Source organism: Micromonospora sp. LOL_021 (genome assembly GCF_048060215.1).
Classification (GTDB): Bacteria; Actinomycetota; Actinomycetes; order Mycobacteriales; family Micromonosporaceae; genus Micromonospora_E.
Genome location: NZ_JBHMIN010000001.1, coordinates 162,319 through 188,726, shown reverse-complemented (window position 1 = coordinate 188,726; position 26,408 = coordinate 162,319). Strand labels below are relative to the sequence as shown.

At 70.5% G+C, this 26,408-nt stretch carries 21 protein-coding genes and 1 riboswitch; of the genes, 13 read left to right on the top strand and 8 right to left on the bottom strand.

The features are described from left to right. The first annotated feature begins 82 nt into the window (after positions 1–82). Positions 83–322, top strand: coding sequence for an acyl carrier protein (locus ACFHWT_RS00890; RefSeq protein ID WP_123602866.1), 240 nt, complete (start codon positions 83–85; stop codon positions 320–322). After that, positions 319–1,545 carry a beta-ketoacyl-ACP synthase II gene (fabF, locus tag ACFHWT_RS00885; RefSeq protein WP_416592677.1) on the top strand — a complete coding sequence of 409 codons (1,227 nt, stop codon included), beginning with the start codon at positions 319–321 and terminating at the stop codon, positions 1,543–1,545. The genes ACFHWT_RS00890 and fabF overlap by 4 nt, the downstream gene beginning before the upstream one ends. An 83-nt stretch (positions 1,546–1,628) precedes the next feature. Here the strand turns inward: fabF and ACFHWT_RS00880 are convergent, their stop codons facing one another. Then, positions 1,629–3,368: a glycoside hydrolase family 3 protein gene (locus ACFHWT_RS00880; RefSeq protein ID WP_416592676.1), complete on the bottom strand. Its 1,740-nt coding sequence runs from the start codon at positions 3,366–3,368 to the stop codon at positions 1,629–1,631. 75 nt (positions 3,369–3,443) lie between these two features. Next, positions 3,444–3,935 (bottom strand): DUF3145 domain-containing protein, encoded by a 492-nt coding sequence (locus tag ACFHWT_RS00875; protein ID WP_123602869.1) that lies wholly within the window; start codon positions 3,933–3,935, stop codon positions 3,444–3,446. A gap of 429 nt (positions 3,936–4,364) precedes the next feature. On the opposite strand from ACFHWT_RS00875, the gene ACFHWT_RS00870 reads away from it, so the two are divergent. Then, positions 4,365–4,694, top strand: a complete 330-nt coding sequence (locus ACFHWT_RS00870) for a hypothetical protein (RefSeq protein WP_278170518.1) — start codon at positions 4,365–4,367, stop codon at positions 4,692–4,694. Between the two features lie 129 nt (positions 4,695–4,823). Here ACFHWT_RS00870 and ACFHWT_RS00865 read toward each other — a convergent pair whose 3' ends face one another. Then, positions 4,824–5,483, bottom strand: a complete 660-nt coding sequence (locus ACFHWT_RS00865; RefSeq protein ID WP_416592675.1) for a carbonic anhydrase — start codon at positions 5,481–5,483, stop codon at positions 4,824–4,826. Between the two features lie 132 nt (positions 5,484–5,615). On the opposite strand from ACFHWT_RS00865, the gene ACFHWT_RS00860 reads away from it, so the two are divergent. The 5 genes from ACFHWT_RS00860 (at position 5,616) to ACFHWT_RS00840 (ending at position 14,699) form a co-directional block, all read left to right on the top strand. Beyond that, positions 5,616–6,554 (top strand): alpha/beta fold hydrolase, encoded by a 939-nt coding sequence (locus tag ACFHWT_RS00860; protein WP_416592674.1) that lies wholly within the window; start codon positions 5,616–5,618, stop codon positions 6,552–6,554. A 170-nt stretch (positions 6,555–6,724) separates the two neighbouring features. Then, the gene (locus tag ACFHWT_RS00855; RefSeq protein WP_416592673.1) at positions 6,725–8,869 is read left to right on the top strand and encodes a HelD family protein; all 2,145 of its coding nucleotides are present in this window, start codon (positions 6,725–6,727) and stop codon (positions 8,867–8,869) included. A 45-nt stretch (positions 8,870–8,914) separates the two neighbouring features. Then, positions 8,915–9,823: a cation diffusion facilitator family transporter gene (locus ACFHWT_RS00850; RefSeq protein WP_416592672.1), complete on the top strand. Its 909-nt coding sequence runs from the start codon at positions 8,915–8,917 to the stop codon at positions 9,821–9,823. 168 nt (positions 9,824–9,991) lie between these two features. Beyond that, positions 9,992–10,122: riboswitch (cyclic di-AMP (ydaO/yuaA leader) on the top strand. 67 nt (positions 10,123–10,189) lie between these two features. Then, positions 10,190–11,257, top strand: coding sequence for a coiled-coil domain-containing protein (locus ACFHWT_RS00845; protein ID WP_416592883.1), 1,068 nt, complete (start codon positions 10,190–10,192; stop codon positions 11,255–11,257). Positions 11,258–11,741: 484 nt separating this feature from the next. Beyond that, positions 11,742–14,699, top strand: coding sequence for a glycosyl hydrolase (locus ACFHWT_RS00840; protein WP_416592671.1), 2,958 nt, complete (start codon positions 11,742–11,744; stop codon positions 14,697–14,699). Between the two features lie 163 nt (positions 14,700–14,862). Here ACFHWT_RS00840 and ACFHWT_RS00835 read toward each other — a convergent pair whose 3' ends face one another. After that, positions 14,863–15,732, bottom strand: a complete 870-nt coding sequence (locus ACFHWT_RS00835) for a serine/threonine-protein kinase (protein ID WP_416592882.1) — start codon at positions 15,730–15,732, stop codon at positions 14,863–14,865. 129 nt (positions 15,733–15,861) lie between these two features. Next, positions 15,862–16,221, bottom strand: a complete 360-nt coding sequence (locus tag ACFHWT_RS00830) for an STAS domain-containing protein (protein ID WP_123602874.1) — start codon at positions 16,219–16,221, stop codon at positions 15,862–15,864. Between the two features lie 433 nt (positions 16,222–16,654). Here ACFHWT_RS00830 and ACFHWT_RS00825 point away from each other — a divergent pair, with 433 nt between their 5' ends. Further along, on the top strand, positions 16,655–17,050 hold the full coding sequence (locus tag ACFHWT_RS00825) for a hypothetical protein (protein WP_416592670.1): 396 nt from the start codon (positions 16,655–16,657) through the stop codon (positions 17,048–17,050). Between the two features lie 82 nt (positions 17,051–17,132). Here the strand turns inward: ACFHWT_RS00825 and ACFHWT_RS00820 are convergent, their stop codons facing one another. Beyond that, positions 17,133–19,889, bottom strand: a complete 2,757-nt coding sequence (locus ACFHWT_RS00820; RefSeq protein ID WP_416592669.1) for a cellulose binding domain-containing protein — start codon at positions 19,887–19,889, stop codon at positions 17,133–17,135. Positions 19,890–20,134: 245 nt separating this feature from the next. Here ACFHWT_RS00820 and ACFHWT_RS00815 point away from each other — a divergent pair, with 245 nt between their 5' ends. Together ACFHWT_RS00815 and ACFHWT_RS00810 are read left to right on the top strand one after the other, a co-directional pair. After that, entirely contained in the window at positions 20,135–20,572 is a 438-nt protein-coding gene (locus ACFHWT_RS00815; protein WP_416592668.1) for a hypothetical protein, read from the top strand. A 177-nt stretch (positions 20,573–20,749) separates the two neighbouring features. After that, complete coding sequence (locus ACFHWT_RS00810) at positions 20,750–21,166, top strand: hypothetical protein (protein ID WP_416592667.1); 417 nt, start codon at positions 20,750–20,752, stop codon at positions 21,164–21,166. Positions 21,167–21,283: 117 nt separating this feature from the next. Here the strand turns inward: ACFHWT_RS00810 and ACFHWT_RS00805 are convergent, their stop codons facing one another. Further along, complete coding sequence (locus tag ACFHWT_RS00805) at positions 21,284–22,516, bottom strand: hypothetical protein (RefSeq protein WP_416592666.1); 1,233 nt, start codon at positions 22,514–22,516, stop codon at positions 21,284–21,286. Positions 22,517–23,042: 526 nt separating this feature from the next. Continuing rightward, positions 23,043–23,735, bottom strand: a complete 693-nt coding sequence (locus tag ACFHWT_RS00800) for a S1 family peptidase (RefSeq protein WP_416592881.1) — start codon at positions 23,733–23,735, stop codon at positions 23,043–23,045. A gap of 437 nt (positions 23,736–24,172) precedes the next feature. Here ACFHWT_RS00800 and ACFHWT_RS00795 point away from each other — a divergent pair, with 437 nt between their 5' ends. Further along, positions 24,173–24,628: a hypothetical protein gene (locus ACFHWT_RS00795; RefSeq protein WP_416592665.1), complete on the top strand. Its 456-nt coding sequence runs from the start codon at positions 24,173–24,175 to the stop codon at positions 24,626–24,628. Beyond that, positions 24,523–26,391 carry a hypothetical protein gene (locus ACFHWT_RS00790; protein ID WP_416592664.1) on the top strand — a complete coding sequence of 623 codons (1,869 nt, stop codon included), beginning with the start codon at positions 24,523–24,525 and terminating at the stop codon, positions 26,389–26,391. The genes ACFHWT_RS00795 and ACFHWT_RS00790 overlap by 106 nt, the downstream gene beginning before the upstream one ends. The last annotated feature ends 17 nt before the right edge of the window (positions 26,392–26,408 follow it).

The window sequence follows — 26,408 nt, the reverse complement described above, 5'->3', positions numbered from 1 at the left end:
TACCGCCCGCTCCGAGGTGGAGCGGGGCCGCCCGCCGACCCGGCAGGCATCATTGTTCCAACCGAGAGGAAAGTAGAAACCCATGACCCGTGACGAGATCACCGCCGGCCTCGCCGAGATCCTCGAAGAGGTCGCCGGGGTCAACCCGGACGACGTGGCCGGCGACAAGTCGTTCACCGATGACCTGGACGTCGACTCGCTCTCCATGGTCGAGGTCGTGGTGGCCGCCGAGGAGAAGTTCGGCGTGAAGATCCCGGACAACGAGGTGCAGAACCTCAAGACCGTCGGCGACGCGGTCGCCTACATCGAGACGCAGGCATGACGATGGTCGACGTCGTCGTCACCGGGCTCGGCGCGACGACCCCGCTCGGCGGGGACGTCGCGGCGACCTGGGATGCCATGCTCAACGGCAAGTCCGGAGTCGACAAGCTCACCCACGACTGGGCCGCGCAGCTGCCGGTCCGGATCGCCGCCGAGTTGGCGTCCGAACCCGCCGAACGGTTGGACCGGGTCAAGCTGCGCCGGCTGGACCGATCCGAGGCGATCGCGCTGATCGCCGCAGGTGAGGCGTGGACGGACGCTGGGCTGGGCGACGCCGGCGTCGACCGGGAACGGCTCGGCGTCAGCATCGGTTCCGGCATCGGCGGCGCACTCACCCTGCTCGCCCAGGACGACATCCTGGAAGCCTCCGGGCCGCGACGGGTGTCGCCGCACACCGTACCGATGTTGATGCCCAACGGCCCGGCCGCCTGGGTCGGGTTGGAGTTCGGCGCGCAGGCCGGCGTCCACTCGGTCGCCAGCGCCTGCGCGACCGGCGCGGAGGCGATCGCGCTCGGCCTGGACATGATCCGAGCCGGCCGGGCCGACGTGGTGATGGCCGGCGGCACCGAGGCCGTGGTGCACGGCCTGCCGATCGCCGGTTTCGCCGCCATGCGGGCCATGTCCACCTGCAACGACGACCCGGAACGGGCGTCGCGACCGTGGGACAAGGCCCGTGACGGGTTCGTCCTCGGCGAGGGGGCCGGCGTCGTGGTGCTGGAACGGGCCGAGCACGCGGCGGCCCGGGGTGCCCGGGTGTACGCCCGGCTCGCCGGGGCCGGGCTCACCTCCGACGGGTACGACATGGTGCAGCCGCATCCCGAAGGGCTCGGCGCGGCCCGGGCGATCCGGTTCGCCCTCGCCGACGCCGGGGTGTCCGGCGGTGACATCGCGCACGTCAACGCGCACGCCACCTCGACCCCGGCCGGCGACCTCGCCGAGCTGGTGGCGCTGCGCGAGGCGATCGGCGACCACCCGGTGCTGACCGCGACCAAGTCGATGTCCGGCCACCTGCTGGGCGCGGCCGGCGCGCTGGAGTCGATCGCCACCATCCTGGCGATCCGCGACAGCGTCGTCCCGCCGACGATCAACCTGGACAACCCGGACGACCAGCTCGACCTCGACGTGGCAGCGCACAAGGCCAGGCCGATGGAGGTACCCGCCGCGTTGAACAACTCGTTCGGCTTCGGCGGACACAACGTCGCGCTCATATTCACCCGGGTCTGAGAGCCGACCGGGTCACCACGACGGCGGACGGGCTCCGGCCCGGGCGGGCCGGAGCCCGTCCGCCGTCTCATCGAGGCGCGTGGTCAGCCGGTGCAGCTGGTGGCGGGCAGGCCGGCCACCGGCACCGGCAACCGGCCGGGTGCCGGTGCGGCACCCCGCAGCACGTCGGCCAGCGCGGACATCGACGCCGGGCTCGACGAGTAGGTGGCCAGCAGCGTCGCGGACCGGGCCTCGGCGAGCAGGTACGGGGTGTCCATGGCAACGGTCACCGCCGCGTCGACGTTCAGGTCGGACGGGCCGTCGCCGTAGCCGACCAGGTGCACGACTGTACCGCCCTGGCCGACCACCTCGACCCCGGCGTCGCGCAACTCCTCGATTAACAGCGTCCGGGTGCGCTCCCGGCCACCCGAGGCGGTGACGGTCACCGGCCCGTCGACCCCGGCGCAGTCTCCCCGCACCTGGGTGACGGCGGCGGCGGCCAACCGCCGGGCGGCGGCGTAGTGGTCTTCGGCGCCGAGCACCGTCATCGGCGGGGTGGTCTCCTCGGCGAGACGCTGTTTGAGGGTCAGCACCCGGGTGACCGCCTGCACGAGTCGCGCCCGGGGCAGTGACCCGTCGCGCAGCGCGGCGAGCAGACCCTCGTACGCGGCCGTCACGTCCGCCGGCATGAGGATCAGGTCGTTACCGGCGTTGATCGCCGCGACAGCCGCGTCGCCGGGCGACAGCGCGCGGGCCGGCGCCATGTTCATCCCGTCGGTGACCACCACCCCGTCGAAGCCGAGTTCGCCGCGGAGCAGATCGGTGAGGACCTTGCGGGAGAACGTCGCCGCCACCCCCGGGTCGACCGCGGCGACGTCCAGGTGTCCGGACATCACCAGGCCGGCGCCGGCGTCGATGCCGGCCACGAACGGCGGCAGGTCGGCGGTAGTGAGGGCGTCCCGGTCCTGGTCGAGGACGGGCAGGTCGCCGTGGGAGTCGACAGCCGTGTGGCCATGCCCCGGGAAGTGCTTGAGGGTGGCCGCGACGCCGGCCGTCTGCAGGCCACGGACGGCGGCGGCGACCTGTCCGGCCGCCGCGTCCGGGTCGGCGCCGTACGACCGGGAGCCGATCACCGTGCTGTTCACCCCGAGGACGTCGGCGACCGGCGCGAAGTCGACGTTGACGCCGAGCGCCGCGAGTTCGGTCCCGGCCGCCCGCCAGGCTGCCTCGGTCAGCTCCGGCTGCCCGGCCGCACCGGCCGCCATCGCGCTGGGCAGCAACGTCACCCCCTGGTTGATCCGGGTGACGATGCCGAACTCCTGGTCGGTGCCGATCAGCAGCGGCAGCTTGCCGACGCCGTCCGGCAGCTCGGCGGCGGGCAACCGCCCGGCGGCGTCCTGCAGCCCGGTGGTCAGCTCCCGCACCTGATTGGTGCTGTCGACGTTGGTGGTGGGTTGGTTGCTGCCGGTCGGATCGTCGGCCGAGAAGCCGACCAGGATCAGGCCGCCGATCCGGTAACGGTCGATCATCTCGGCCGGGGTGTCGACTCCGGCGAGCTGCTGGTTACCTGCCGCCGAACCCGGCGAGACCTGGGTCGCGGACGCCCCGTACGCATACGGCATCAGCACCTGACCGACCAGGTCCTCGTCACTGAGCGTCGTGGCCAGCCGGGCGGCCGGCGATGCCGTAGGGCTGGCTGTCGGTCCACCGGAAGGGCCTTCTGGACTGCTGGGAGTGCTGGTTTCAGGCCGGTCGCCGGGTCCGGCGCAGCCACTCGTGACACCGAGGACGGCCAGCAGAACGGAAGCGATGGTTACGCGGGGTGAGGGGAGCACACCGGCCATCCCATCAGGCTACGGTCGCGGCGGCAACCCGTGCCCGGCTGGCGGCAGGTTCCGTGCCCGGCTCACCCGGCCGGATCAGCCCACCCGGGTGAGCAGGGTCACCGGCGCTCCTTCACCGGCGTGCCGGTACGGCTCGAGTTCGGTGTCCCAGGCGGTGCCCATCGCCTTGTCGAGGGCGTGCGCGATCGCTTCGGGGGCCGGCGACGCCGCGATGATCGCCCGGATCCGGTCCTCACCCAGCTGGATGTCCCCGGCCGCCCCGATGGTGGCCCGAAACAGGCCGCGACCGGGTACGTGCATGAACCGCTCCCCGTCGGCACCGGGGCTGGGTTCCTCGGTGACCTCGAAACGGGTCATCGGCCACTGCCGTAGGGCAGCGGCCAGCTCGGCCCCGGTCCCCGCCCGGCCGGTCCAGCTGCACTCGGCACGCCGCCCGTTCGGATCGAGCGGCTGAGCGGTCCAGTGCAGGTTTACCGGCGCGACGAGGACGCGCGATATCGCCCATTCGACGTGAGGGCACACGGCGAGCGGGGTCGAGTGGACGTATACGACGCCACGCGTTGGCACGGTGACCTCCCGGAGAGCGAGGTGCGTCTTCCCCTACGACCTCGACCACCGGGCGGTGTGACCAATGATGACTGTTGTGACGGGTGGTGCGCCAGTGAATCGGCAAACTGGTCACGGAAATTGTCGCCGCCCGGCTCCCCGGGTCCGCCCCGCCGCGGGGAATGTCAGGCACGGGTGCCTCGTTGTCCCTGCTGGTCGGCCGGAAACTACGGCCGGGCGCGAGGTGGCCCAGCCGATCTGCGGCCGGCCATCCGGTAGGATGAGGGCGGCGTATGCCCGACACCCAGCGAACCGTTTGTGTGATCAGCCGTACCGCCAGCCCTGCCCGTACCGCCAGCCCTGTTCGTACCGCCAGCCCTGTTCGTACCGCCAGCCCTGTTCGTACCACCAGTCCTGTCCGTACCGTCAGTCCTGCAAGGGAGTCCCCCCGTGGCGAGCAACACCTCCAAGACCGCGCGCGCGTCAGTCCGCGCCGGCCAGGCCGGTCAGGGTGGTGCCCTGAGCGTCCTCGGCGAGTTCAAGTACTTGATCCCGCTCAACGGCGGCAAGCACGCCTATGTTCGCAACCTCACCAACGGGAAGACCGCTCACCTGCGTACCGACTCGGACGCGTTCGTGGAGGAGATCCGGTCGCTGGCCGGTGCCGGCCACGCCGCGAAGATCCGGTTGGAGATCAACGCGCTGGCGGCCGCCCACCCGGGTCACGGCTGGGAGCTGACCGAGAAGCGGCTCGTCGAGGCCGGGGTCTTCGAGGCCTGAGCATGATCTGACGGGTCGACGACGACCCGGACCTTGGACGGCCCCGCCGGGCGGCACGCCCGGCGGGGTCGTTTCCGTCGCTGGTGGTGGCGTGGCGGTGTCGCGGTCGCTGACAGTGGCTGCTGCTGCTCAGTTGAGCAGTTCCACCTGGCCGTTTCCGAGGTCGTAGACCCCGCCAGTGACGTCGATCCGCCCGTCCGCGAGCGCCGCGGCGAGCAACTCCACCTGCCGCAGCCGTTGCACGGTCCGCCGCACATGGGCCCGCACCGCGAGGGGCTGCACGTCCGGGTGCCCCACACCGACCTCGGTCACCGCCGGAGCGATCTGCTCCACCAGGTACCCGATGCTGCCGGCCGGGCGACTGCCGGTGCGTTGCGCGCTGATGGTCGACGCCACCGCTCCGCACCGCTCGTGTCCGAGCACGATGACCAACGGCACACCCAACGCACCGACGGCGAACTCGATCGACCCGACGATCGCCTGGTCCAGCACCTGGGCGCCGGACCGCCCGACGCAGATCGAACCGAAATTCTGGTCGAAGATCGCCTCCAGCGGCACCCGCGAGTCGATGCAGCCGAGCACGAACGCGATCGGATGCTGCTCGCCGAGCGCAGCGCTGGCCGCAGCCGCCGACACGTCGTGACCGTGCCGTGGTCGTCCGGTGACGAAACGCCGGTTGCCGGCCAGCAGCTCGGCCAGCGCCTCGGCCGGGCCGGGGTGATCGGGTGGTGGCGGGCCGGACGGACGCGGTGCCCGGGAATCCGGCATCGGGAACGACGGTGACGACATGAATGCAGCGTGGCGTGCTACTGGCCGGTCGGGAAGGCAGTTGCGAGTCTTCTCACCGTGCTGGTTCCAGATCCTGCCTACCGGGGTACGTCCGTACCGGGACCGCCAGCGACATGGGCGGAGGTGACGGCGGTGGGCAGGCCTCAGGAGTTCAGCGTCCGGCTGCCGGACGGAGTGGTGCTGCGCGGGCGGTCCAGTGGCCCACGCGATGCGGAACTGACCCTCGTCCTGTTGCACGGCTGGACGCTCGACCAGCACACCTGGCACCGTCAGGTCGGGGAGCTGACCGGGACGTCCGGACAGCGGGTCCGGGTGGTTACCTACGACGCCCGCGGTCACGGCCGGTCCACGGCCGCCGGGCTGGCCACGATGACTCTCGGGCAGCTGGGCGACGACCTCGCCGCGGTGCTGCGCCGGGTGGACGCCGCCGGCCCGGTGGTCCTGGCCGGGCATTCGATGGGTGGCATGGCGATCATGGAGTACGCGCACCGGCACCCGGTGGATTTCGCCGCCCGGGTCGCCGGACTGGCGTTCGTGGCCACCACGGCGGAGGGACACACCCACACCGCGTACGGGCTGGCACCCCCGGTCGCCCGGCTGGTCCGGCTCTGCGAGGTGGCCGGGGCCGGTGTGCTGGCCAGATGCGGCGCCCGGCGACCCCATCCGGGTCTGCTGCAGCCGCTGCGGCCGACCCTTCGGTGGCTGCTGTTCGGGGACACCTGCGATCCGCGGGACCTCGAACTGGCGACCACCGCCGTCGGTCGGACGACGCTACGGGCGATCGGCGGCTACCGCGCTTCGATCGGCGCTCAACGCCGGCTCCGCACGCTGGCGGCGCTCGACGAGGTTCCGGCGGCGGTACTGGTGGGAGATCGTGACCGGCTGACGCCGCCGATCTGCGCCGAATCGATCGTCGACGCGTTGCCCGGAACCGACCTGACCGTCTGCCCCGGGGCCGGACACATGCTGATGCTGGAACGACCGGACCGGGTGACGGCCGCCCTCGTCGAGGTGCTCGGCAGGGCGGCCGGGCGCGGCAACCGGATCCGCCTGGCCGGGGTCGCCCGGTGACCGGGAGCCGGCGCCGGGCTGGCGCGCGGACGGTAACGTCGTAAGGCTGCCGGGTCCGATCACGTGACGGGGTCACCACGCTCCGCCGTCGCCGCCCGGCGCCGTGACCGTCCGCCGGCGGACCGGCCGCCCTACCCCGGCCGACCCGCCCTCGCCCAGGAGCCGCAGCGTTGACCGACGCCACCACGTTGGACCAGGAGATCGCCGCCGAGCAGCGGCACGTCGACCGGGTGTACGCCCGGTTGGCACAGCTACGCCGGGACGCGGTACGCGCCGAGCGAGACGGCTACCGCCTCGCCCGGGTGGGCAACGTCGGTGCCCTGGTGGAGCGCGACGCGATGGTCTTCCACGCGGCCCGGCGGCGGCATCTGCTCGACGCCGAGCACGAAGGGCTGGTGTTCGGCCGGCTCGATCTGCGCGACGGCGCGGTGCTGCACGTGGGTCGGCTCGGGGTGCGCGGCGAGCGGGCCGAGCCGCTGCTGATCGACTGGCGTGCCCCGGCCGCCGCCGCGTTCTACCAGGCGACGCCGGCCCGACCACAGGGCGTGGTGCGGCGGCGCACCATCCAGTCCCGGGGCGAGCGGGTCACCGGCGTCTCCGACGACCTGCTCGACCCAGCGGCCGCGCCGGCCGGGATGCGGGTGGTCGGCGACGGCGCGCTGCTGGCCACCCTGGCCCGCGCCAAGGGACGTGGGATGCGCGACATCGTGGCCACCATCCAGCAGGAGCAGGACCAGGCCATCCGGTCGCCCGCCACCGGGGTGACGATCGTCTCGGGCGGCCCCGGCACCGGCAAGACCGCGGTCGCGCTGCACCGGGCGGCGTACCTGCTCTATTCGGACCGGAGCCGGTTCGCTGGCGGCGGCATCCTGGTCGTCGGCCCGACCGGGGTCTTCGTCGAGTACATCGCCGCGGTGCTGCCCGCCCTGGGTGAGGAGAGCGCCACCCTGAGGTCGCTGGGGTCGCTGCTGCCTGGGGTGTCGGCGACCCGGACGGATCCGGCGGCGGTCGCCGTGGTGAAGGGGTCGCTGCGGATGCGGCGGGTACTGGAACAGGCGGTACGTGACGCGGTACCGGACGGGCCGACCGAGCTACGGCTGCTCTACCGGGGGCAGTTGCTGCGGCTGCGCGGCCCGGAGCTGGACGGCATCCGGGCCCGTGCGCTGCCCCGGGGGGCGCGGCGCAACGAGGTCCGGCGGGCCGGTATCGACGGGTTGTTCGAGGCGTTGTGGGCGCAGGCCCGGCAGTTGGTGGCCCCGGCCCGGCTGCCCGGACAGGCCGAGTTCGAGGACGAGTTGTCGGACCGGGACGATTTCCGGGACTTCCTGCGGGCCTGGTGGCCCCGGTTGCTGCCGCGACACGTGCTGGGCTGGCTGGCCCGGCCGGACCGGCTGCGTCGGTACGCGCGGGGCGTGCTCGGCCCGGCCGAGATCACGGCGCTGGCCGACGCGTTCGGTGACCTGGCGGGCCACGGGCCGACGATCGCGGACGTGGCGCTGCTGGACGAGTTGGACGAACTGCTCGGCCGGCCGCCGCAGCCCCGCCGTCGGCACCGGGATCCGTTCCAGGTGACCGGCGGGGTCCGTGAGGTGACGACCTTCGCCGACCGGGACCGGGCGGCCCGGGCCGCCGCCCGGGATCGGCCGGCCGACTACCGGGAGTACGCCCACGTGGTGGTCGACGAGGCGCAGGACGTGTCGCCGATGCAGTGGCGGATGATCGGGCGCCGGGGCCGGCTCGCCTCCTGGACGGTGGTCGGGGATCCGGCGCAGACCGCGTGGACCGGGGATCCGGCCGAGCTCGCCCAGGCCCGGGACCGGGCGTTGGGCCGGCGGCCGCGGCGGGAGTTCGGGCTGACCACGAACTACCGCAACCCGGCGGAGATCTTCGAACTGGCCGCCGGGGTGATCCGCGAGGTCGCTCCGGATGCCCCGTTGCCGACGGCGGTCCGATCGACCGGGGTGGCACCGCGCCGGGACCGGGTATCTGCGACGGTGCTGCCGGCTGCCGTCCGTAACGCGACCGCCGAGATGCTGGCAGCCGTGGAGGGGACGGTCGGCGTCATCGCCGCGGTGGCCCGGCGGGACGAGGTCGCCGGCTGGCTCGCCGAGCTGGCGACCTCGCGGCTGCAGGTGGTGTCGAGCCTGCAGGCGAAGGGCATGGAGTACGACGCGGTGGTGCTGGTGGCCGGCGAGGATATCCGTGCCGAGTCCGAGGCCGGGGTGCGCACGCTCTACGTCGCGCTCTCCCGGGCGACACAGCGGCTGGTCACCATCGACCTCGACCCGGATTCGATTGCACATATTGCCATGTGAGCATTAGTCTGCTGACGAAACGCCGGGCGACGGAGGGTGGCAGGCGTGGGAGCCGGACACGATCACGGTGCCGGGAGCACCGGCCAGCGACACTACGGGCGTCTCTGGGCGGCCTTCGCCCTGCTGGCGGTCTTCATGGTCGTCGAGGCGGTCACCGCGCTGGCGACCAGCTCCCTGGCGCTGCTGTCCGACGCCGGGCACATGTTCACCGACGTACTCGGCATCGGCATGGCGCTCGCGGCGATCGCCGCGACCCGACGACCGACCGGGGAGCCGCAGCGCACCTTCGGCCTCTACCGCCTCGAGGTACTCGCCGCGCTGGCGAACGCCGTACTACTCGCCGGGGTCGCGCTCTACGTCCTGGTGGAAGCGGCCCGCCGGTTCGCCGATCCGGAGCCGGTCACGGTCGGCCCGATGCTGGTGGTGGCGGTCGCCGGGCTGCTCGCCAACATCGTCGCCTTCGCCCTGCTGCGCCAGGGGGCCCGGGAGAGCCTCAACGTACGCGGCGCCTACCTGGAGGTGCTCGGCGACCTGCTCGGCTCAGTGGGGGTGCTGGTGGCCGCCACGGTGATCGCCACCACCGGCTGGTGGTACGCCGACCCACTGGTCGCCGTCGGTGTCGGGGTGTTCATCCTGCCGCGTACCTGGCGACTTGCCCGGGCCGCGCTGCGCATCCTGGTGCAGGCGGCGCCGGAGCACGTGGAGGTCGACCGGGTCCGCAGCCGACTGGCCACTGTGCCGGGCGTCTGCGACGTGCACGACCTGCACGTCTGGACGCTCACCCCGGGCATGGAGGTGGCCTCGGCGCACCTGGCCGTGACCTCGTCGGTCGACGTCGGCACGGTGCTGCGGGACGCCCGGACGGCCCTGCACGACGAGTTCGGTATCGAGCACGCGACGCTGCAGATCGAGCCACTGGCCCCCGCCGACTCCTGTGGACCGACCGACTGGTGATTAGCAGATGCTTAAGTTTCGTGACCTTACCGCGACGTTGACAGCTACGATATACATATATTTCTGATTTTTCTGGACATAACACGGCTATCGATACCGGGACGGCAACCCGGGGAACCGGTAGTGTCGGCCCCGGTCTCCGCTCGGGCGGCGCCCCTCCGGCGCCCGCGGCGGCCGTCGCCTAATCGCCGTACGGCGAGCCGGGGAACCACGTACCTGGGGTGCATCCGCGTTACGCGGTAGGGATCTTCCGTCCCGAACCCGTCAGCTAACCCGGTCGGCGGCTGACGGAAGGAACGCACAGTGTCACGCACAGTCCACAGGAAAACCCGATTCGCGTTATTGGCTGCGTTGACCGCCGCCCTGATGGCCGTCACCGGCACCCCGATCGGCTCGCCGGCCGGAGCCGCCCTGCCCACGAACCGACCCGACCGGGTCGAAGACGAGGGCGGCACCGACAGCCTGCGCAAGCAGCTCGATGCGGCCTCGAAAGGCTGGATCGACGCCAAGGCGGCGCTCAACCATTCGAAGGGCCGGCAGAAGAAGCTGTCCGAGCAGCTCACCACGGTCGGTGCTGAGCTGGAGCAACGAAACAGGAGCGTCGGGCACATCGTCGACCGCGCGTACCGCAACGGCCGGCTCGGCCCGGTCTCCGCTCTGCTCAACAGCACCTCACCGGAGGGGTTCATCGACCGGGCGGCGGCGCTGAGCGCGGTGACCGCCAACGAGGAGAAGCAGCTCCGCGAGCTGTACCGCACCCGTGACCAGGTGACCAGGTCCAAGGCTGCGATCGAGCATGAGATCCGGGAGCAGCAGAAGCAGGTCACCATCATGGACCAGCGCCGAAACCAGGCGGAGCGGGCCCTGGCCGTCGCGGTCGCCGCCGAGGAGGAGGCTGAGGAGCGGGCGAGGCAGCAGGCGGCGGAGGAGGCCGAGCGGGCCGCCGCCAGCGGATCCTCCGGCTCAGGATCCTCCGGTTCGTCCGGCTCCGGCTCAGCCAGCGCGTCGGCGACCCCGGCCCCGCGCAACGCCAACGGCTCCTGGCCGGCCGAGTCGTGCAGCGTCGACGACCCCACCACCTCCGGCTGCATCACGCCTCGTACGCTGCATGCCCTGAACCAGGCGAAGGCTGCCGGCTTCACCCGTTACGTGTCCTGCTTCCGCAACGGCAGTTCCGGCGAGCACCCCAAGGGCCGGGCGTGTGACTTCGCCGCCCAGCCCAACGGCTTCGGTGGAGTCGCGACCGGTGGCGACAAGAGCTACGGCGACAACCTCGCGAACTACTACATCAACAACGCCGACCGACTCGGCGTGCTCTACGTGATCTGGTACAAGCGGATCTGGCTGCCCAGCAGCGGCTGGAAGACGTACAGCGGCGCAGGTGGCGACCCGTCCAGCGACCACACGAACCACGTGCACCTGTCGGTGTACTGACGTCGCACGTGCGGGGGCGGACGGCCACCGACGTGGCCGTCCGCCCCCGCACGACTACGAACCGACGGCCCCTCCGGCTCGTCGGTAATCCCCCGAGTCGCCGCAGCGCATTCCCGGAACACGATTCCTGTCGGCGCCGATAAACGGCGCGAGGGAGCCTCGGGCAGCACGGAAAGACCGATCGGCATATCGACCGACGGCCACCGGCAACCACGCGAGAGCGCTCTACCACCACGCAGTCACACCCGGCTCACGCAGGCCACATTGCGGCTCGCGAGAGCGAGAGAGCGCTCTCACAGCTAGATATATAGCAGCGGCAGCGCAGCTGTCAACCGACCACCCCGACGCCGTGCCGGATTCACGAAAGTTCATGTCGGGATATTGACAGAAGCCCGCATGTCTGATGACCTCCTGGCAATAACTCATTAATGGGCGTGAAATTTTTCGCGATCGTGGACCGCGCCCTACCCAACCCGGAGGCACCATGAACCTGTCGATCCGTGGCGCGCGAACAGGTCGTACGCCGCGCCGGATCCTGGCAGCCACCACCGTGACGGCGCTGGCCGCCGCCGGACTGATCTTCGGCGTACTGCGCACCGCCGACGCCGCCACCGTCGGCGCCGGCAGCTACACCACCACCCGCCCGGCCGGTGCCGCCGCCCCGACCGCCTGCGGCAACATCTCCGCCAACCCCCGGCAGTACGTGACCGGCAACGCGCCGACCGGTGCCGTACCCACCAACGACTGGTGGTCGTCGCTACTGTTCAAGCGCTACAACTGCGCGTACTCCGACCCGCTGCACGCCCACCCGATGTCGTTCCAGCCGACCTCCGGCGGTCTCGGGGTCTCCTACACCACCGAGGCGGCGATCTCCGGCACGTCGACCGGCGTCGGCGAGTACCACTACCCGTACACCCGGGAGTTCACCCTCGGCGTCGCCGGACTCAACGCCCCGGACGTCAAGGTCGACGGCTGGACCGACTGGACCGTCAGCCCGTACTGGTCCGACGGTGCCCGCACGCTGCGCGCCACCGTCGGCCACGGCCTGCCGTTCGTGTACGCCCAGGTCACCGGCGGTAACGCACAGCTGTCGTTCCCCGGCACCCCGACGGTCTGGCACCACAGCGGCACCCGCGTCGGATTCTCGATGCGCGGCCACGACTACGTCGCCTACGCTCCCAGCGGCGCGACCTGGACCGTCAACGGGACCACGATCAGCTCCACCCTCGCCGGCCGCGGCTACTTCTCGGTGGCGCTGCTGCCCACCGGAGCCGGCATCAGCGCCGCGCGACGTACCGCCCTGATGGACAGCTACAGCCAGTACGCCCACGCCCACGTCACCGGCACCCGGGTCAGCTGGAGCTACGACCAGGCCAGCAGCACGGTCGACGCCACCTACAGCTTCACCACCACGGCCCGGGAGGGCTCCGCCACCGGCACGGTCGTCTCCCTCTACCCGCACCAGTGGAAGCACCTCGATGGCGGCAGCCCGATCGCCGAGACCTACGTGTCGGCCCGCGGCCCGATGCGCAACCTGGTCGGCGCGACGTCGTTCCGGACCGCGATGCGCTTCCACGGCGTACTGCCGGAGGTGCCCGCGGTGGCCACCAGCGCCGGTGCCGACCTCGCCACACTCACCGCCCACCTGGACCAGGCCGCGTCCGGCGATCCGCTCGCCGGCTTCGACAACGACACCTACTGGACCGGCAAGGCGCTCGGCCGGGCCGCCCGGCTGGCCGAGATCGCCGACCAGCTCGGCCGGACCGCTCAACGCGACCACCTGCTCGCCGCGATCCGCAACCGGCTGACCGACTGGTTCACCGCCAGCCCGGGCAAGGCCGAACGGGTGTTCTTCTACGACCAGGCGTGGGGCACCCTGGTTGGCTACCCCGCCTCGTACGGCTCCGACACCGATCTCAACGACCACCACTTCCACTACGGCTACTACATCGCCGCAGCCGCGACGCTGGCCAAGTTCGACCCCACCTGGGCATCGGCCAACCAGTACGGCGGCATGGTCAACCTGCTGATCCGCGACGCGAACAGCTGGGACCGCAACGACCCGATGTTCCCGTTCCTGCGTGACTTCGACGTCTACGCCGGCCATGACTGGGCCGCCGGGCACGGAGCGTTCTTCGCCGGCAACAACCAGGAGTCGTCCTCGGAGGGGATGAACTTCGCCAACGCCCTGATCCAGTGGGGCCTGGCCACCGGCAACACCGCGATCCGCGACGCCGGACTGTACATCTACACCACCCAGTCGGCGGCCATCCAGGAGTACTGGCTCGACTCCTCCGACACCAACTTCCCGGCCACCTTCGGACACCGGTCGGTCGGCATGGTCTGGGGTGACGGCGGGGCGTACGCCACCTGGTTCAGCGCCGAACCGGAGATGATCCAGGGCATCAACATGCTGCCGATCACCGGTGGCTCGCTCTACCTCGGCTACCGGCCAAACTACATCGCCACCAACTGGAACGCGCTGGTCACCAACAACGGCGGCCCGCCGACGGTCTGGCAGGACGTCCTCTGGTCGTTCCAGGCGCTCGGCGACGCCAACGCCGCCCTGACCAACCTGCGGGCGAACCCCAACTACCCGGTCGAGGAGGGCGAGAGCCGGGCGCACACGTTCCACTGGGTGCGCAACCTGGCAGCGTTGGGCCGGGTCGACACCGGCGTCACCGCGAACACTCCGTTGTACGCGGTGTTCAACCGCAACGGCGCCCGCACCTACGTGGCGAGCAACATCACCGGGTCACCGGTCACGGTCACCTTCTCCGACGGCACCCGGATGACCGTGCCGGCCGGCCGGACCGCTACCACCGGGGCGCATACCTGGAGCGGCGGCAACGCCGCCGGCGCCCCGACCACCCCGAACCCGTCGCCGAGCCTGTCCCCCACGCCGCCGGCCTCGCCCACGCCGGGCCCGACCACCCCGCCGGTCACCTCGGACCTGTTCCACCTGCGGTCCGCCGGGGTGCTGAGCAACACCGCCGGGGCGAACGCGACGACGGTCACGGTGCCGTCGGCCGGCGGTGCGAACTACGACGGTACGCCGCACAACCCGGTCACCTTCCGGGCCTGCGGGTTGACCGGTGCGTACCGGTCGGCGGCCACCGCGTTCGACCTTCAGGTGGACGCGGGTACCTCGGTCGGTGCGGGCATCCAGGCCCGGGTGTCGTACGACTTCACCGGCTCGGGCACCTACAGCCGTACGGAGACCTACCACTACTTCGCCACCGACCCGGTGCCCGGCACCGAGTCCTACCGGCAGAGCGCCGGACTGCGGTCCGCCTCGGGTGAATTCCGGGCGATGAGCAACGGGTGCGTGCGGCTGGAGCTGTGGAACGCGATCGGTAACGCACCGACCACGGTTCGGGTCGACGCGGCGAGCGCCGACGCCGGTCGGTCGACCCTGCGGGTGCCGTTCCGGATCGGCTGATCCGACCGCTTCAGGATCGACTGTCGGAGGAGGAGGAACCCTTTCCCGACGCGCAGCGCCGGGAAAGGGTCCTCACCGTCGACGATGCCGGACGTGCCGGGGCGACGGATTCACTTCCCGGATATCCACCACATCTTGCACAATACCCCAGAATGACCAACAACTAACAGATCTGGGGCAAAACGCCGTCAGTCGCCCTGTCGATACCGCAGTCGCTGGCGCTGTTGCTGAGGCGCTCGCGGTCGCGGTCGCCGAGCAGATTCCAGAGCGCGAACGCCGCCTCGACGCTGGTCGGCCGGTTCTCCGGACGCTTACTCATGCAGGCCCGGCAGAGATCGGCTACGGGACGTGGCAATCCGGCGACCGTCAGCACCGGAGTGGGCGCCAGGGCCCCGGTCCGCACGCCGGTCACCGGCGACCCCGGGCGGACCCCCGGGTACGGCAACCGCCCGGTCAGCATGTGGTAGAGCAAGACGCCGAGGGAGTAGACGTCGTCGCCCGGTCGGCCGGAGCCGGCCACCGTTCCCGACGGCTGGCCGGCCGTCGGCGGACCCGCCAACCGGGCCAACCCGAAATCAATGATCATGGCACCGGACCGGGTCAACATCACGTTGCCGGCGGTGAGATCCCGGTGCACCACGCCTCGCCGGTGGGCCACCGCCAGCACGTCTGCGGCGGTGGCCGCCGTGCGCACGGCGGTAGGCCAGGGCAACGGACCGCCGGTCAGCCGGTCCGCCAGCGACTCGCCGCAGATCAGCTCCATGACGACGTACGACGACGTGCCGCCCCCGGGTAGCGGCAGTTCACCGACGTCGTAGACGCGGGGCACGCTCGGATGCCGTAACCGCTGGGTGATCGACGCCTCCCGGCGGATGTCGTCCCTGGCCCGCCGGTCGCCAGCGGCGGCTGGCGCCAACAACTTGATCGCGAAGGGTCGGGCCGAGTCGACGTCGATCGCCTGGTAGACGACCGACACCCCACCACGACCGATCGGACGAAGAAGGACATAGCGCCGGAGAATGGTGGTACCCACCAGCAACCATGTCACGATGGACCATCTTCCGGCAGGACAGCGCTACCGACAAGATCTACCGCCGGGTGTTAACACGGCCCTAATCAGCCGTTCGAGGTGCGGCCGGCCGCCACCGACCAGCCGCGAGGTTCAGGAGAGCGGCACCTCGCGCTCGACGCCGTCGCCGACGTACGGCTCGGGAGCGCCGAACAGGCCGAGCAGCCCGGTGACCCACAACTGACGGTGCACGAACCGGCTCGGCTCGGTCACCACCAGCTTGATGCCGCTCACCTCGGCTGCCTGGAAACCGGCAACCATCGCGCTGATGCCCACCGAATCGATGAACGTCACCAGCCGCATGTTCAGCTGAATTCGGGTCGGACGGCCGTTGGTCAGCACCGCCTGCACCGCTTCGCGCACCTCGTGCGCGGTATCCACGTCGATCTCACCCTGTGGTGAAATCTCGACCACTGCGCCAGGCAGCGTCGATGTGACAACCGACAGGCTCACGCGAGCACCTCCACTCGCCCATTCGGGCGTCTCGTCAGTACGCGGGCCGCGACCGAGAGTATTCCGGTGCGGGCGTCACCGCCAGCTTTCGCCGGGCCGGATCCGCATCCGACGGGCACAATAATCGCTAACAATCAGACATCCCGCATCATAGCCCCCTGCGCGCTGAGCTACGGCACGGACACCCGGGGCACGATTCGTTGAGGCGCGGGCGCCAGAGGTGCTGACCACGAACCTACCGGTGCCCACCGGCCTCCGGCTCTGCGCCGGCTGTCGTCCCAACAGTAGCGGCCCGGTACGACAGAAGACAGCCGCAACGGCACGACGACGAGGGGGTTTGCAGCCGACCAGGGCTGGGCACGTGGAGGCAACCGCAGCGCGCCACAGCCTGCCGGGCGCTTCCGGCAGCCGTGGCGCTGGAGGAGGTAGCAGCATGTTCGCGACCAACCTGATGGAGCGCCGCCACAAGCCGCAACGCGTCACCGACCAGGCCTGGGCCCAACTGGTCTCGGCAGTCGACTCCGCCGGTGACGCCGCTCGTCTGGCCCGCCGCCACACCTCGAACCTCGCCACTGACACCGGAGCGCGGATGGGCCCGGCCAGCGCAGAGGCGCGGCACCGGGCGCGGGCGGCCGTCGACGCGCTCGCTGGCCGTCGTCGGGCAATGCCGTGGGCGTGGCTCGCCGGTGCGGCGGCTGCCGGAGTGGCCCTCGGCTGGCTGGCCGGGGCGATGACCCGGTCGGTGCTCCGGCCCGGCGAGCCGTCCGACGAGGCCCGGATCGAGTTCGTCGACGTGGACGAGCCGACCGGCAGTACCCCGCGACGGTGATCCGGCACCGACCGCAGCACGACCGCCGGGGCGGCGTCGACCGACATCGACGCCGCCCCTGGTCAAGAACCCGCCACCCGGCTCAGTCCGCTGCGCAGCTCACGCCCGCCGGCACTCGGTTACCCGCTGTCCAGTCGGCCAGAAAACCCAGTGTGGTGCTGCCCCCGGGACCGAGGTCACCGTTCCACGAGACGTTGCGGACCGTGACATCGTCACCGGCCTGCGTATGCTGCCCGCCCCAGAGCTGGGTGATCCGCTGACCGTCGGGGAAAGTCCAGGTCACCGTCCAGCCGGTGATCCCGGCGCTGCCGGTGTTGGTCACCCGGACCTCACCCTGGAAGCCGCCCTGCCAGGAGCCGGTTACCTGGTAGACCGCCGTGCATCCGCCCGGCGGCGGGGTGGTCGGCCCGGGCGTGGGGCTGCCACTCGGACTCACCGACGGACTCGGCCCCGTGGTGGGACTCACCGACGGGCTCGGACTCACCGACGGGCTCGGACTTACCGACGGGCTGCCGGACGGGGTCGGGCCGACGGTGGGTGACGGCGGGGCACCGAGCCGGTCCGCCATCAGGATGCCGCGGCCGTTGGTGCCGAGGTACACCCGGCCGTACACCCGGGGATCGCCGGTGATCGCGTCGCCCATGTTGCCGTACTGATGCTGGTCGTCGTTGATCCGCACCCAGCTGGCACCGGCGTCGTCGGAGCGGAACACCCCGGTGACCCCGTCGATCGTGCCGACCAGGAAGACGGCGTGGTAGCCGGCTCCGGGTGCGGCCTTGCCGAACCCGACGTTGCGACCGGCGGTGACGCCGGGCACCTGGCTGAACGTGGCACCGGAGTCGGTGGAACGGAACAGGCCGGAGTCGCCGGCCAGCCAGATGTGACCTTCGTGGCCGGCGACCGTGGCGAACCGACCTGGCTCGGCCGGCAGACCGGTGGCCGCCGAGACGACGAAGCTGCGGCCCCTGTCGGTGCTCACGTAGAACTGCCCGTCGGCGTAGGCGTAGAACGTGTCGCCGTCGACCCGGTCGGCCTCCACCCGCGCCCCGGCCGGCACCCCGGTGGACGGGCTGAACCCGCCGCCGAAGGTGCTCGCGTGGTGCACGCCGACCCCGCCCGGGCTCCACACCACCGCGCCACCGTCGGCCGCGACGGCGACCGTACCGCCGGAGGTGACGCCGGCGGGCTCGCTGCCGGCGTACCAGTTGGCCCCGGAGCTGTACGAGTAGGCGATGTGGCTGACTCCGGAGTCGCCGTTGCCGACCCGGACCATCTGCTGCGGATTCAGCTCGGCGTAGTCGATGCTGGTGTTGCCGGAGAGGTTGGGCTGGTCGTGCATCATCGCCGGCGCCGTGTCCGGGTCGGTGTGCCGGAACCCACCGATGTCGCCGAGCCCGGAGATCAGGAACGCGTCGCCGGTCGGCGGGCTGACCAGGTCGAGCACCGCGGTCTCCTCCAGGCCCTCGACCATGGTACGGATGGCGACCGTGCCGCCGTCGTCCAGTGCGGTGAGGTTGGTGGAGCCGTAGATGGTGGCACCGGTGCCGTACATGAACCGGTCCGGATCGTGCGGGTCGATCGCCAGCGCCTCGGTCATCCAGCCGAGCTTCGGGGTGACCTCCGGCAGCGGCGGGTTGGCCCCCCAGGACAGCCACGGCGAGTCGCTGATGTCCATGGTGTAGTGGTTGGTCCGGTTCGGATATGTCATCTCCCAGAACGACGTCCAGGTCGCGCCACCGTCGGTGCTGCGGTAAATGAACGTGTCCGGCCACCACGAGCTGTACCCGGTCACCATCACCGTGCCCGGGTTGCTTCGGTCCACGCTCAGCCCGGAGTAGCCGTACCAGTTGTTCGTGGTGTCGTCCGACGGCGTCGGGCTGATCCGGGTCCACTCGCCGGTCGCGGTGGCGTACTTCCAGACGTCGCCGTGGTCGCCAGCGTACGGCCCGCCGTTGTCGCTGGTGGCGATGTAGAGGGTGCCGGTGGCGTGGTCGATCTCGCCCCGGTGGGCGATGAAGCCGGTCGGCTGGCCGGCGAGCTGCTGCCAGGTCACCCCGGCGTCGGTGCTGCGGTAAACGGTGTTCTGCAGGTCAGCCACCCCGACATAGATGTGCGGGGTACGACTGCCGGCGCTGCCCGTGGCCTCGTCGAAGGTCACCCAGACCACTCCGGGCTGGTGGTCGAGGTACCCGTTCGGGTCGGCGGGATCCTCGGCCCAGTTGCCGGGGTTCGGGAAGCTGGTCACCTCGGCCCAGCTCTGGCCGTAGTCAGTGCTGCGCCACAGGCCGTTGCCGTTCTCGGCGCCGAAGTAGACGACCCGGTTGTCGTTCGGGTCGACCGCCAGCCGCTCCCCCATGCCCCGGCCAGGCATGTTGCCGCCGACCTTGAACGGCAACTCGGTCGCCTGCCAGGTGTCGCCCTTGTCGGTGGAGCGCAGGATCGCGCCGTTGTTCGGATCCCAGTCGTTGGTGTACATGCCGACCGCCGCGTACAGCCGGTTGGTCTGCACCGGGTCAGTGGCCAGGCTGAGGACACCGTTCCAGCCCCAGCGGTCCCAGCCCACCCAGTCCAGTAGTGGGATCCACGCCTGGTCGGCCTGGTTCCAGCGGTAGGCACCGCCGATGTCGGTCCGGGCGTAGACGAGATCGCGTTCGGTCTCGTTGAAGACGATGCCCGGCACGAAGCCGCCGCCATCGATCCGGACGTTGCGCCAGGAGTACGGATCAGCGGCGACGGCGCGGGCCGGCGCGGCGGCTCCACCGACCATCACCTGAATGGCGACGGCCGTGACGCCGGCGAGCACCGCCGCTGCGAGCGTGCCGGCAAGGGTTCTGCGCATGTAACGGGCTTCCTCTCTGCACAGGCAGACGAATCCTGCGTCGGGTTTGCCGGGGGTGGCCCAGGCCCCCACCTTCCGGCTTGCCGACTCCCGCGACCGGCCGATGTTCAGACGTTCACACACTCCAGGACGGGGTGTCAATAGTTTGGCTACCAAACAAATGAATTCACACCATCGGCCCGTCCGGCGGTGCGCGGCGGCGGTACGAGCGCACCGGACGGAGGCGTCGACAGTAGGCTGGTCGGGTGGGGCAACGGGACCAGCAGGACTGGGCGCGGCAGCGCCAGCGGGCAATCGCAGCCCACGCGGCCGACCAGCAGCGTCGTCGGGCCAGCGAGGCCCAGCAGGCCGCGGACCTGCTCGCGGATTTCGTCGCGACCGCCCGGCGTCACGGAATCGCCGCGCAGCATTTGTCCGCCCGGCCACACCACGGCCGGGGCCGGTACCGGACCGGGCTGCACGGCTGGTATCTGAAGTCGGACCGCACCCTGGCCGTCGGTACGGACGGCAACCTCTACCTGTTGACCGTTCCAGCCAGCCTGCGGTCGAGGTTGGCCGGCGCACGCGTATCCCCCACGGAGCCACGGCTGGTGATCGGTGCCGGCGGTCGCGACGGCGAGTCCATCCCGCTCGCCACCCTGCTCGACCGGCGGCTCGCCGCAGGCCCCGGGCAGTCCGGCTGACCGGAGTCGCGCCCTGTCCTCGATTGGACACGACCAGGCACTAGTTACTCTCCGCTGTCAAACATAAGCTTCAAGTCACATGCCGTTCTGCTCGGGCCCGGCGGACGGCTCCAGTTCCATCCCTTTTCGGCATTTCGCGTCCACGCCGCGCAATGCCAATCTGCGAGGAGTCCCACCATGTCCGAGTCATTCAATGCGGAACGCGACGCCGGCATCACCGAACAGCCGCCGGTGTCCAAGATTGAACGGGAGCAGGCCAGCATTGCGCTGGTCCCCGCAACCACGTCCGGAATGCCGCCGACCGCCCAGAGCTTCTTCGCGGTCGTCAACGCGAACGGCACCCTGGCCCGCGGCTTCGGCGCGGTCTCCGCGACCCGTCTCGCCACCGGCACGTACCAGGTGGTCTTCAGCCACAACCTGACCGGGTCGGCCTACGTCGGCAGCATTGGCCTGTCCGGCAGCGTCGGCGCGTCGGCGCCGGGTGAGATCACCGTCGTGGGTCGGGCCGGCATCCCCAACGGGGTGTTCATCCAGACCTTCACCAGCGCCGGAGTACTGGCCGACCGCGGCTTCCACCTGGCGATCCTCTCCTGACCGGCCGATTCTGTCGATCAGCCCAGAACCGTCGTACGACCGGAACGGCTGCGGGCCCGGACTCGTTCGAGTCCGGGCCCGCCAGCCGCTGTAGAGATCGTTGCGCTAGAGCACTGGTCAGTTCACGGTGATCCGGACCGAGTCGAAGGCCGGGGTCTGGTTGGCCCGCTCCGACATCGGCAGCCGGTGCGAACCGTCACCGGCCCAGACCGAGCACTGTGCGGTACCGGACTGCGGCATGCCCGAGACCTGGATGGTGACCTGGTCCGGCTCGCGACCGCCACCGCCGTCCTCGGTTGCCACGAAGAACTCCGGCGCCGGAGCCGGGTCGGGCGCGACCTCGGTCGACTCCAGCATCCGACACGCGGTGTGGAAGTGACCGCGGGTCAGGCCCTGCTCGTTGAGCAACGAGCTCTCGACGTAGTAGCCGCCCTGAGCCGCCGGCAGGAAGCGGTCCCGGACCAGGTTACGGGTGCTGACCCGGATGGTGAACGGCTCCTCCACGCCGACCTCGTCCGGGAACTCGGTGATCAGCAGCGACGGGTTGTTGGCGGCCGCGCCGACCTCACCGAACTGGGTGTCGACGCAGCGGTTGCCGACCTGGAAGCCGTCATGGTCGTCCAGGTTGCTGTCGTCACAGCTGTTGGCCAGGATCTCCAGCCCGTTTCCGCCGTCGTTGCCACCGCCGTCGTTGCCGTTGTCCCCGCCGTCGTTCCCGCCGCCGTCGTTGTTGCCGGGGCGGTTGACGAGCTCGCAGGTGGCCAGCTCGTCGAGCCCACGTGGACGCGGCGCGACCCGGCCGATGGCGATCGCGATCCGGTCCAGGGTGGCGACCCGCTTACTGGCCAGCGGGCCGAGGATGGCGTTGTTGATGAAGTTCGGCCCGCCCTGACCAACACTGTTGGCGAGCCGGTTGTTGGCCTCTTCGATCTGCTTCTCCAGCAGGCCGAGGTTGCGCTCCACCTCGGTACGCGCCGCAGCGGGGACCTCCGGCAGTTTGTCCGCTACGGACGGGCACTCGATGGTCGGAGCCGCGACGAGGGCCGTGCCGCTTTCGCACTCCTCGAGCGTGGTCTGTCCGTCACCCCAGTGGTGCCGCACCTCGCGACCGTTCTCCCTGGTCACGGTGGTGGTCACGCCGCCTTCAGCCGTGGAACCAGGGCTCGGCGCGACACACTCCGTGGCGGTACGCAGCTGGTCGTTGGCGGAGGAGACCTGGGTGACCGCGACGATGCCCGCGAACACCGTGACCGTGCCCAGGACAGCGATGATGCGTTTGTTGCGGCCACTGACAGTGCGCTGGTTTCGGCCACGCGGGGTCGAACTGCGCCGTTGTGCCGACCTGTACATGGGGGGTTACCTACTCCTTCTCGTCGAGGGCGGCGCGGTTGACAGGCGTCGTCCGGTGGGGCAGCCGTGTTCTGCTAGCTGGTCAAACGGGTGCCTTCAAACGCCCACTTCCATTGCCGGAACGAGTTCGCACCACGTTTACGAGAAGCCACGCTAAAAGTGGGTTCTCCGGGCTGTCAAGCAGCCCGATCCCGTATCCGGGGAGTCTCACGGTTAGTGGAAAATTGGCGGGCGTCCCTCAACCCGCCGACATCATACTTTCGGTCAATGGGCCGGGTTCAACATCGGCTCAGAAATCTTGTTTCGGCAGCTCAGAGCCGCATGACGGGCACCGGCCGTATTCACCTCGTTCGACCGGCAAGGCGGTTCACGTACCGCAAGCGACCGCCCGGGAACTCAGTGGAATCGCGCCGGGTCGAGCCGATACCGCAGTGAGATAATCCACCCGCAGGACGATCGCAGGGGTGCGCCGCACCGGCGGACCGGTGCGGCGCACGGAAGGGGTAGGGGATCAGGCTGGTGCGGGTCAGGCAGGCAGGCCGCCCACCTGAGTGTTGATCCAGGAGCGGATCGACGGCAGGTCGCCGTAGATCGACGGGCCGGTGGCGCAGGTAGAGTTGTTGTTACCGGCTCGGCTGGTGGCACCGATCAGGTACCACCGCCCGGAGACCTTTCGGACCTGCGGACCACCTGAGTCTCCGTAGCAGGCACCGGCGTTTCCGTTGGTGTTGTTGGTACAGATCTCATACCTGGCGTTGATGCCGAGACACCGGCTGTCCGCCACGATCGAAGTGTCCAACTCGTGGGCGACGGTCGGGGCCGAGCCGCACCCCCGGGGAGCGCAGGTCTGGCCCCAGCCGATGATTCGGGTGGCGGTGCCGACCGCACCCGAGGTGGTCGGGATCGGGGCCGGGGCGTAGCTCACCGAGCTGACCAACTGCATCAGCTTGACGTCGATCCTCGGGTGGTTGACCGCGCGGATCACCCGGACCACCGTGCCGCCGCTGGTCCGGTTGACGCTGCCCACCCGTACCGAGGTCGGGGTCGGGCAGTGCCGGGCGGTGACCACCCAGTTCGACTTGATCAGCGAACCGGTGCAGCCGGAGGTGTAGACCATGAACGGGTAGTTCTCGGTGGCCGGACGGCCGTTCACCACCAGGGTGCCGATCTCGTCCGCATTGCTGGACGGCGGCGCGGCCTGTGCCGCGGTGGCCGGCATCGCGAGGCTGGCGGCGGCGAACCCAGTGGCCAGCAGCATCCGGGACAGGAGCGGGAGTGCCTTCATCGTGCGGTGTCCTCATCGTCAGGGGGTACGCGCCGACCCGATGGGCGGCGCGGCGATAGCACAGGTTGTTCGGCCTGTCGGACAGGCGCTGCTGGGTACCCGATGCGAACACTATCGACGAACGACGATACTTCAATGCTTCTGGGGATACCGGTCCGGCCCTATTACCGGGTGATGGGATGCCGGACGCCACCTGTCACAGGATGAGGTCGCCTGGGATAGGCCCCCCGGCGCACCGGCGGCCCGTGCGACCGTGCGGATGCCTACCGGTGCTGCCGCGCGGAGGTGACCATGCCGGAGGACCGACGTCCCACACCCACACCAGAGGAGAACCCCCTACCCAACGCCGTGAGCTGCGGATCGCCCTGGCCATGCGCGGCGGTGTCAGCCTGGCCGTCTGGATCGGTGGGGCGGTCGCGGAGCTGGACGTGCTGCGCCCGACCACACCCGGCCCGGAGGGCACCGCGACCCTGCGGCGGGGAAAGTCCCCGGAACGCCCCGCCCAGCAGCAGCGGGCCGAGATCTACGCCAACATGCTCCGGCTCGCCCGCTACGACGAGGTCAAGATCGACGTACTCGCCGGTGCCAGTGCCGGCGGTCTCAACGCCGTCGTCTACGGCGTGGCTCAGTGCGTCGGCTCGACCGTCGACGCGGTCCGCAACCTCTGGCTCGACGACGCCGACCTGTGGCAGATGATGCGCAGCCCCGCCCGGTCGGTCGGGTGCCGTCGCTGCTGGCCGGCGACAAGTATCTCTACCACCGCATCTGCCGGGCGTTCTACCGGCTGCGTGACCGGGGTCACGCCGCACTCGCCGCCGACGACATGACCGTCGACCTGTCCGCCACCCTGCTGGCCCAGGAGCAGAACCAGGAACGCGGCCTGGCCGAAGGGCAGGCCCAGTTCCACTTCACCCGCCGCGACGCTCCGCTCGACACCGGGACCACCGACTTTCCCGGACCAGCCGACCGGCCGGACGCCACCGACCATCCGTGCGACGATCCACCACACCCGGTCAAGTACCGGCTGGACAGACGCCCTCGCCCGCCCGCGCCACCTCGTCGTTCCCCCGGGGCGTTCGAGCCCGCGTCGATCCACGCCGTCGCCGGTCACCACAACAAGTTGGAGTACGGCGCCCGCACGGACCGGACCTCGGTGCCGGAGATGTCGATGGTCTTCTCCGGACTGCGGCCGAGGGGGACCAGCCTGCACATCGGGTCCGAACCGTACTACGTGGTCGACGGAGGGATCTTCGACAACATCCCGATCCAGCGGGCGCTGCTGGCGATCTGCCGGACCGCGGCCGTCTCCCCCACCGACCGACGGTTGGTCTACCTGGATCCCGATCCGTCGCCGTCCGCTCGTAGCTCCCCGACTCAGCCGGACAGCAAGGGTGCCCTGCACTGGCTCCGGGTGCTGCTGCGGGCGATCGCCTTGAAACAACGCACCGAGACCGAGGAGGGCGAGCTCGGGCACGTGCGCAGCACCAACGACATCGGCCTCGCCGCCCAGATCCGGCAGCACCTGATCACCCAGCAGATCACGCTCACCAGAGCACGTCGCCGGCCACTGGGCAGCTGGCGACCGCCGGCCTGTGAATGCCGAACTTGCCGCCGGGCAATGATCAGCGACCGAGTCGTCAAACGTGACGGCGACCCGCCACCACCGCTGCCGGGTCACTATCGTGACTATCGGCACTCCGTCGACGCCCAGAAGATCGCCGAGATTCTCACGAAGCCGGCGGAATACTCCATCGGCCGACCGGCACTGTCCGGGCCGTATCAGGTTCTCGGCGAGTACGAGGCGCTGAACATCCAGGCACAGCTCGACGACATCTACCACCAGGGAACGGGAAACGACGAGGAGGAGTTCCAGGACATCGAAGCGGCCAACAGCGCCACCACCATGCTGATCTCCTGGGTCCGCGCGCTCGAGGAGAAGAATCGCAACTCCGATTACCGCGACGACCGCGCAGCGGGCAGCGAGGCCGCCGAACGTCTACGGGAGGTCAAGCACAAGCTCTACCGGCTGCTCGAGCTGGCCGACCACATCCGCGACCTGGCCGGCGCCGAACTACCTCGGGACTTCCAGGGAGCGGGCGGCGCGCTGGAGAACCCGGACCTGCTGGCCGCCACCCGACGGGCCCGCGCCCCGCAGCATGGGCTGCCAGGTCTCCCCGACAAACTCCGCCGAGCGATAGCCGACGGGCAATGCAACGATCAACGATTCAACCGCATGCTGTTCGAACAGTACCCGGCGAAGTACATGGCCAGGGAAGTCGACATGTCAAGCCCCGGGACGACCGCGCTGCACGAAATCTGGACGCTGGCCGAGGACCTGAAAAGGGAGTTGCTGGAGATTGGCCAACCGATCGCCAGGCGGAAACTGCGCAGCGACGACGACCTGTGTCCGAAGGACCGACGAGCCTGGTGCGACTCGGCATTCAAGGACGTCCACGAGTCGTCACTGCGCAAATTGAGCATCAAGAATCTGCACACCATCTTCGCAGTGGCCGGCGGCGTGCCGGGAGTGCGACCCGTCGTCACGTCCCCGTCCGGCGTGCCGTCTTCGTCTGCGCCACGCGGCTGGTGACCCCCGCGCCGAGGTCA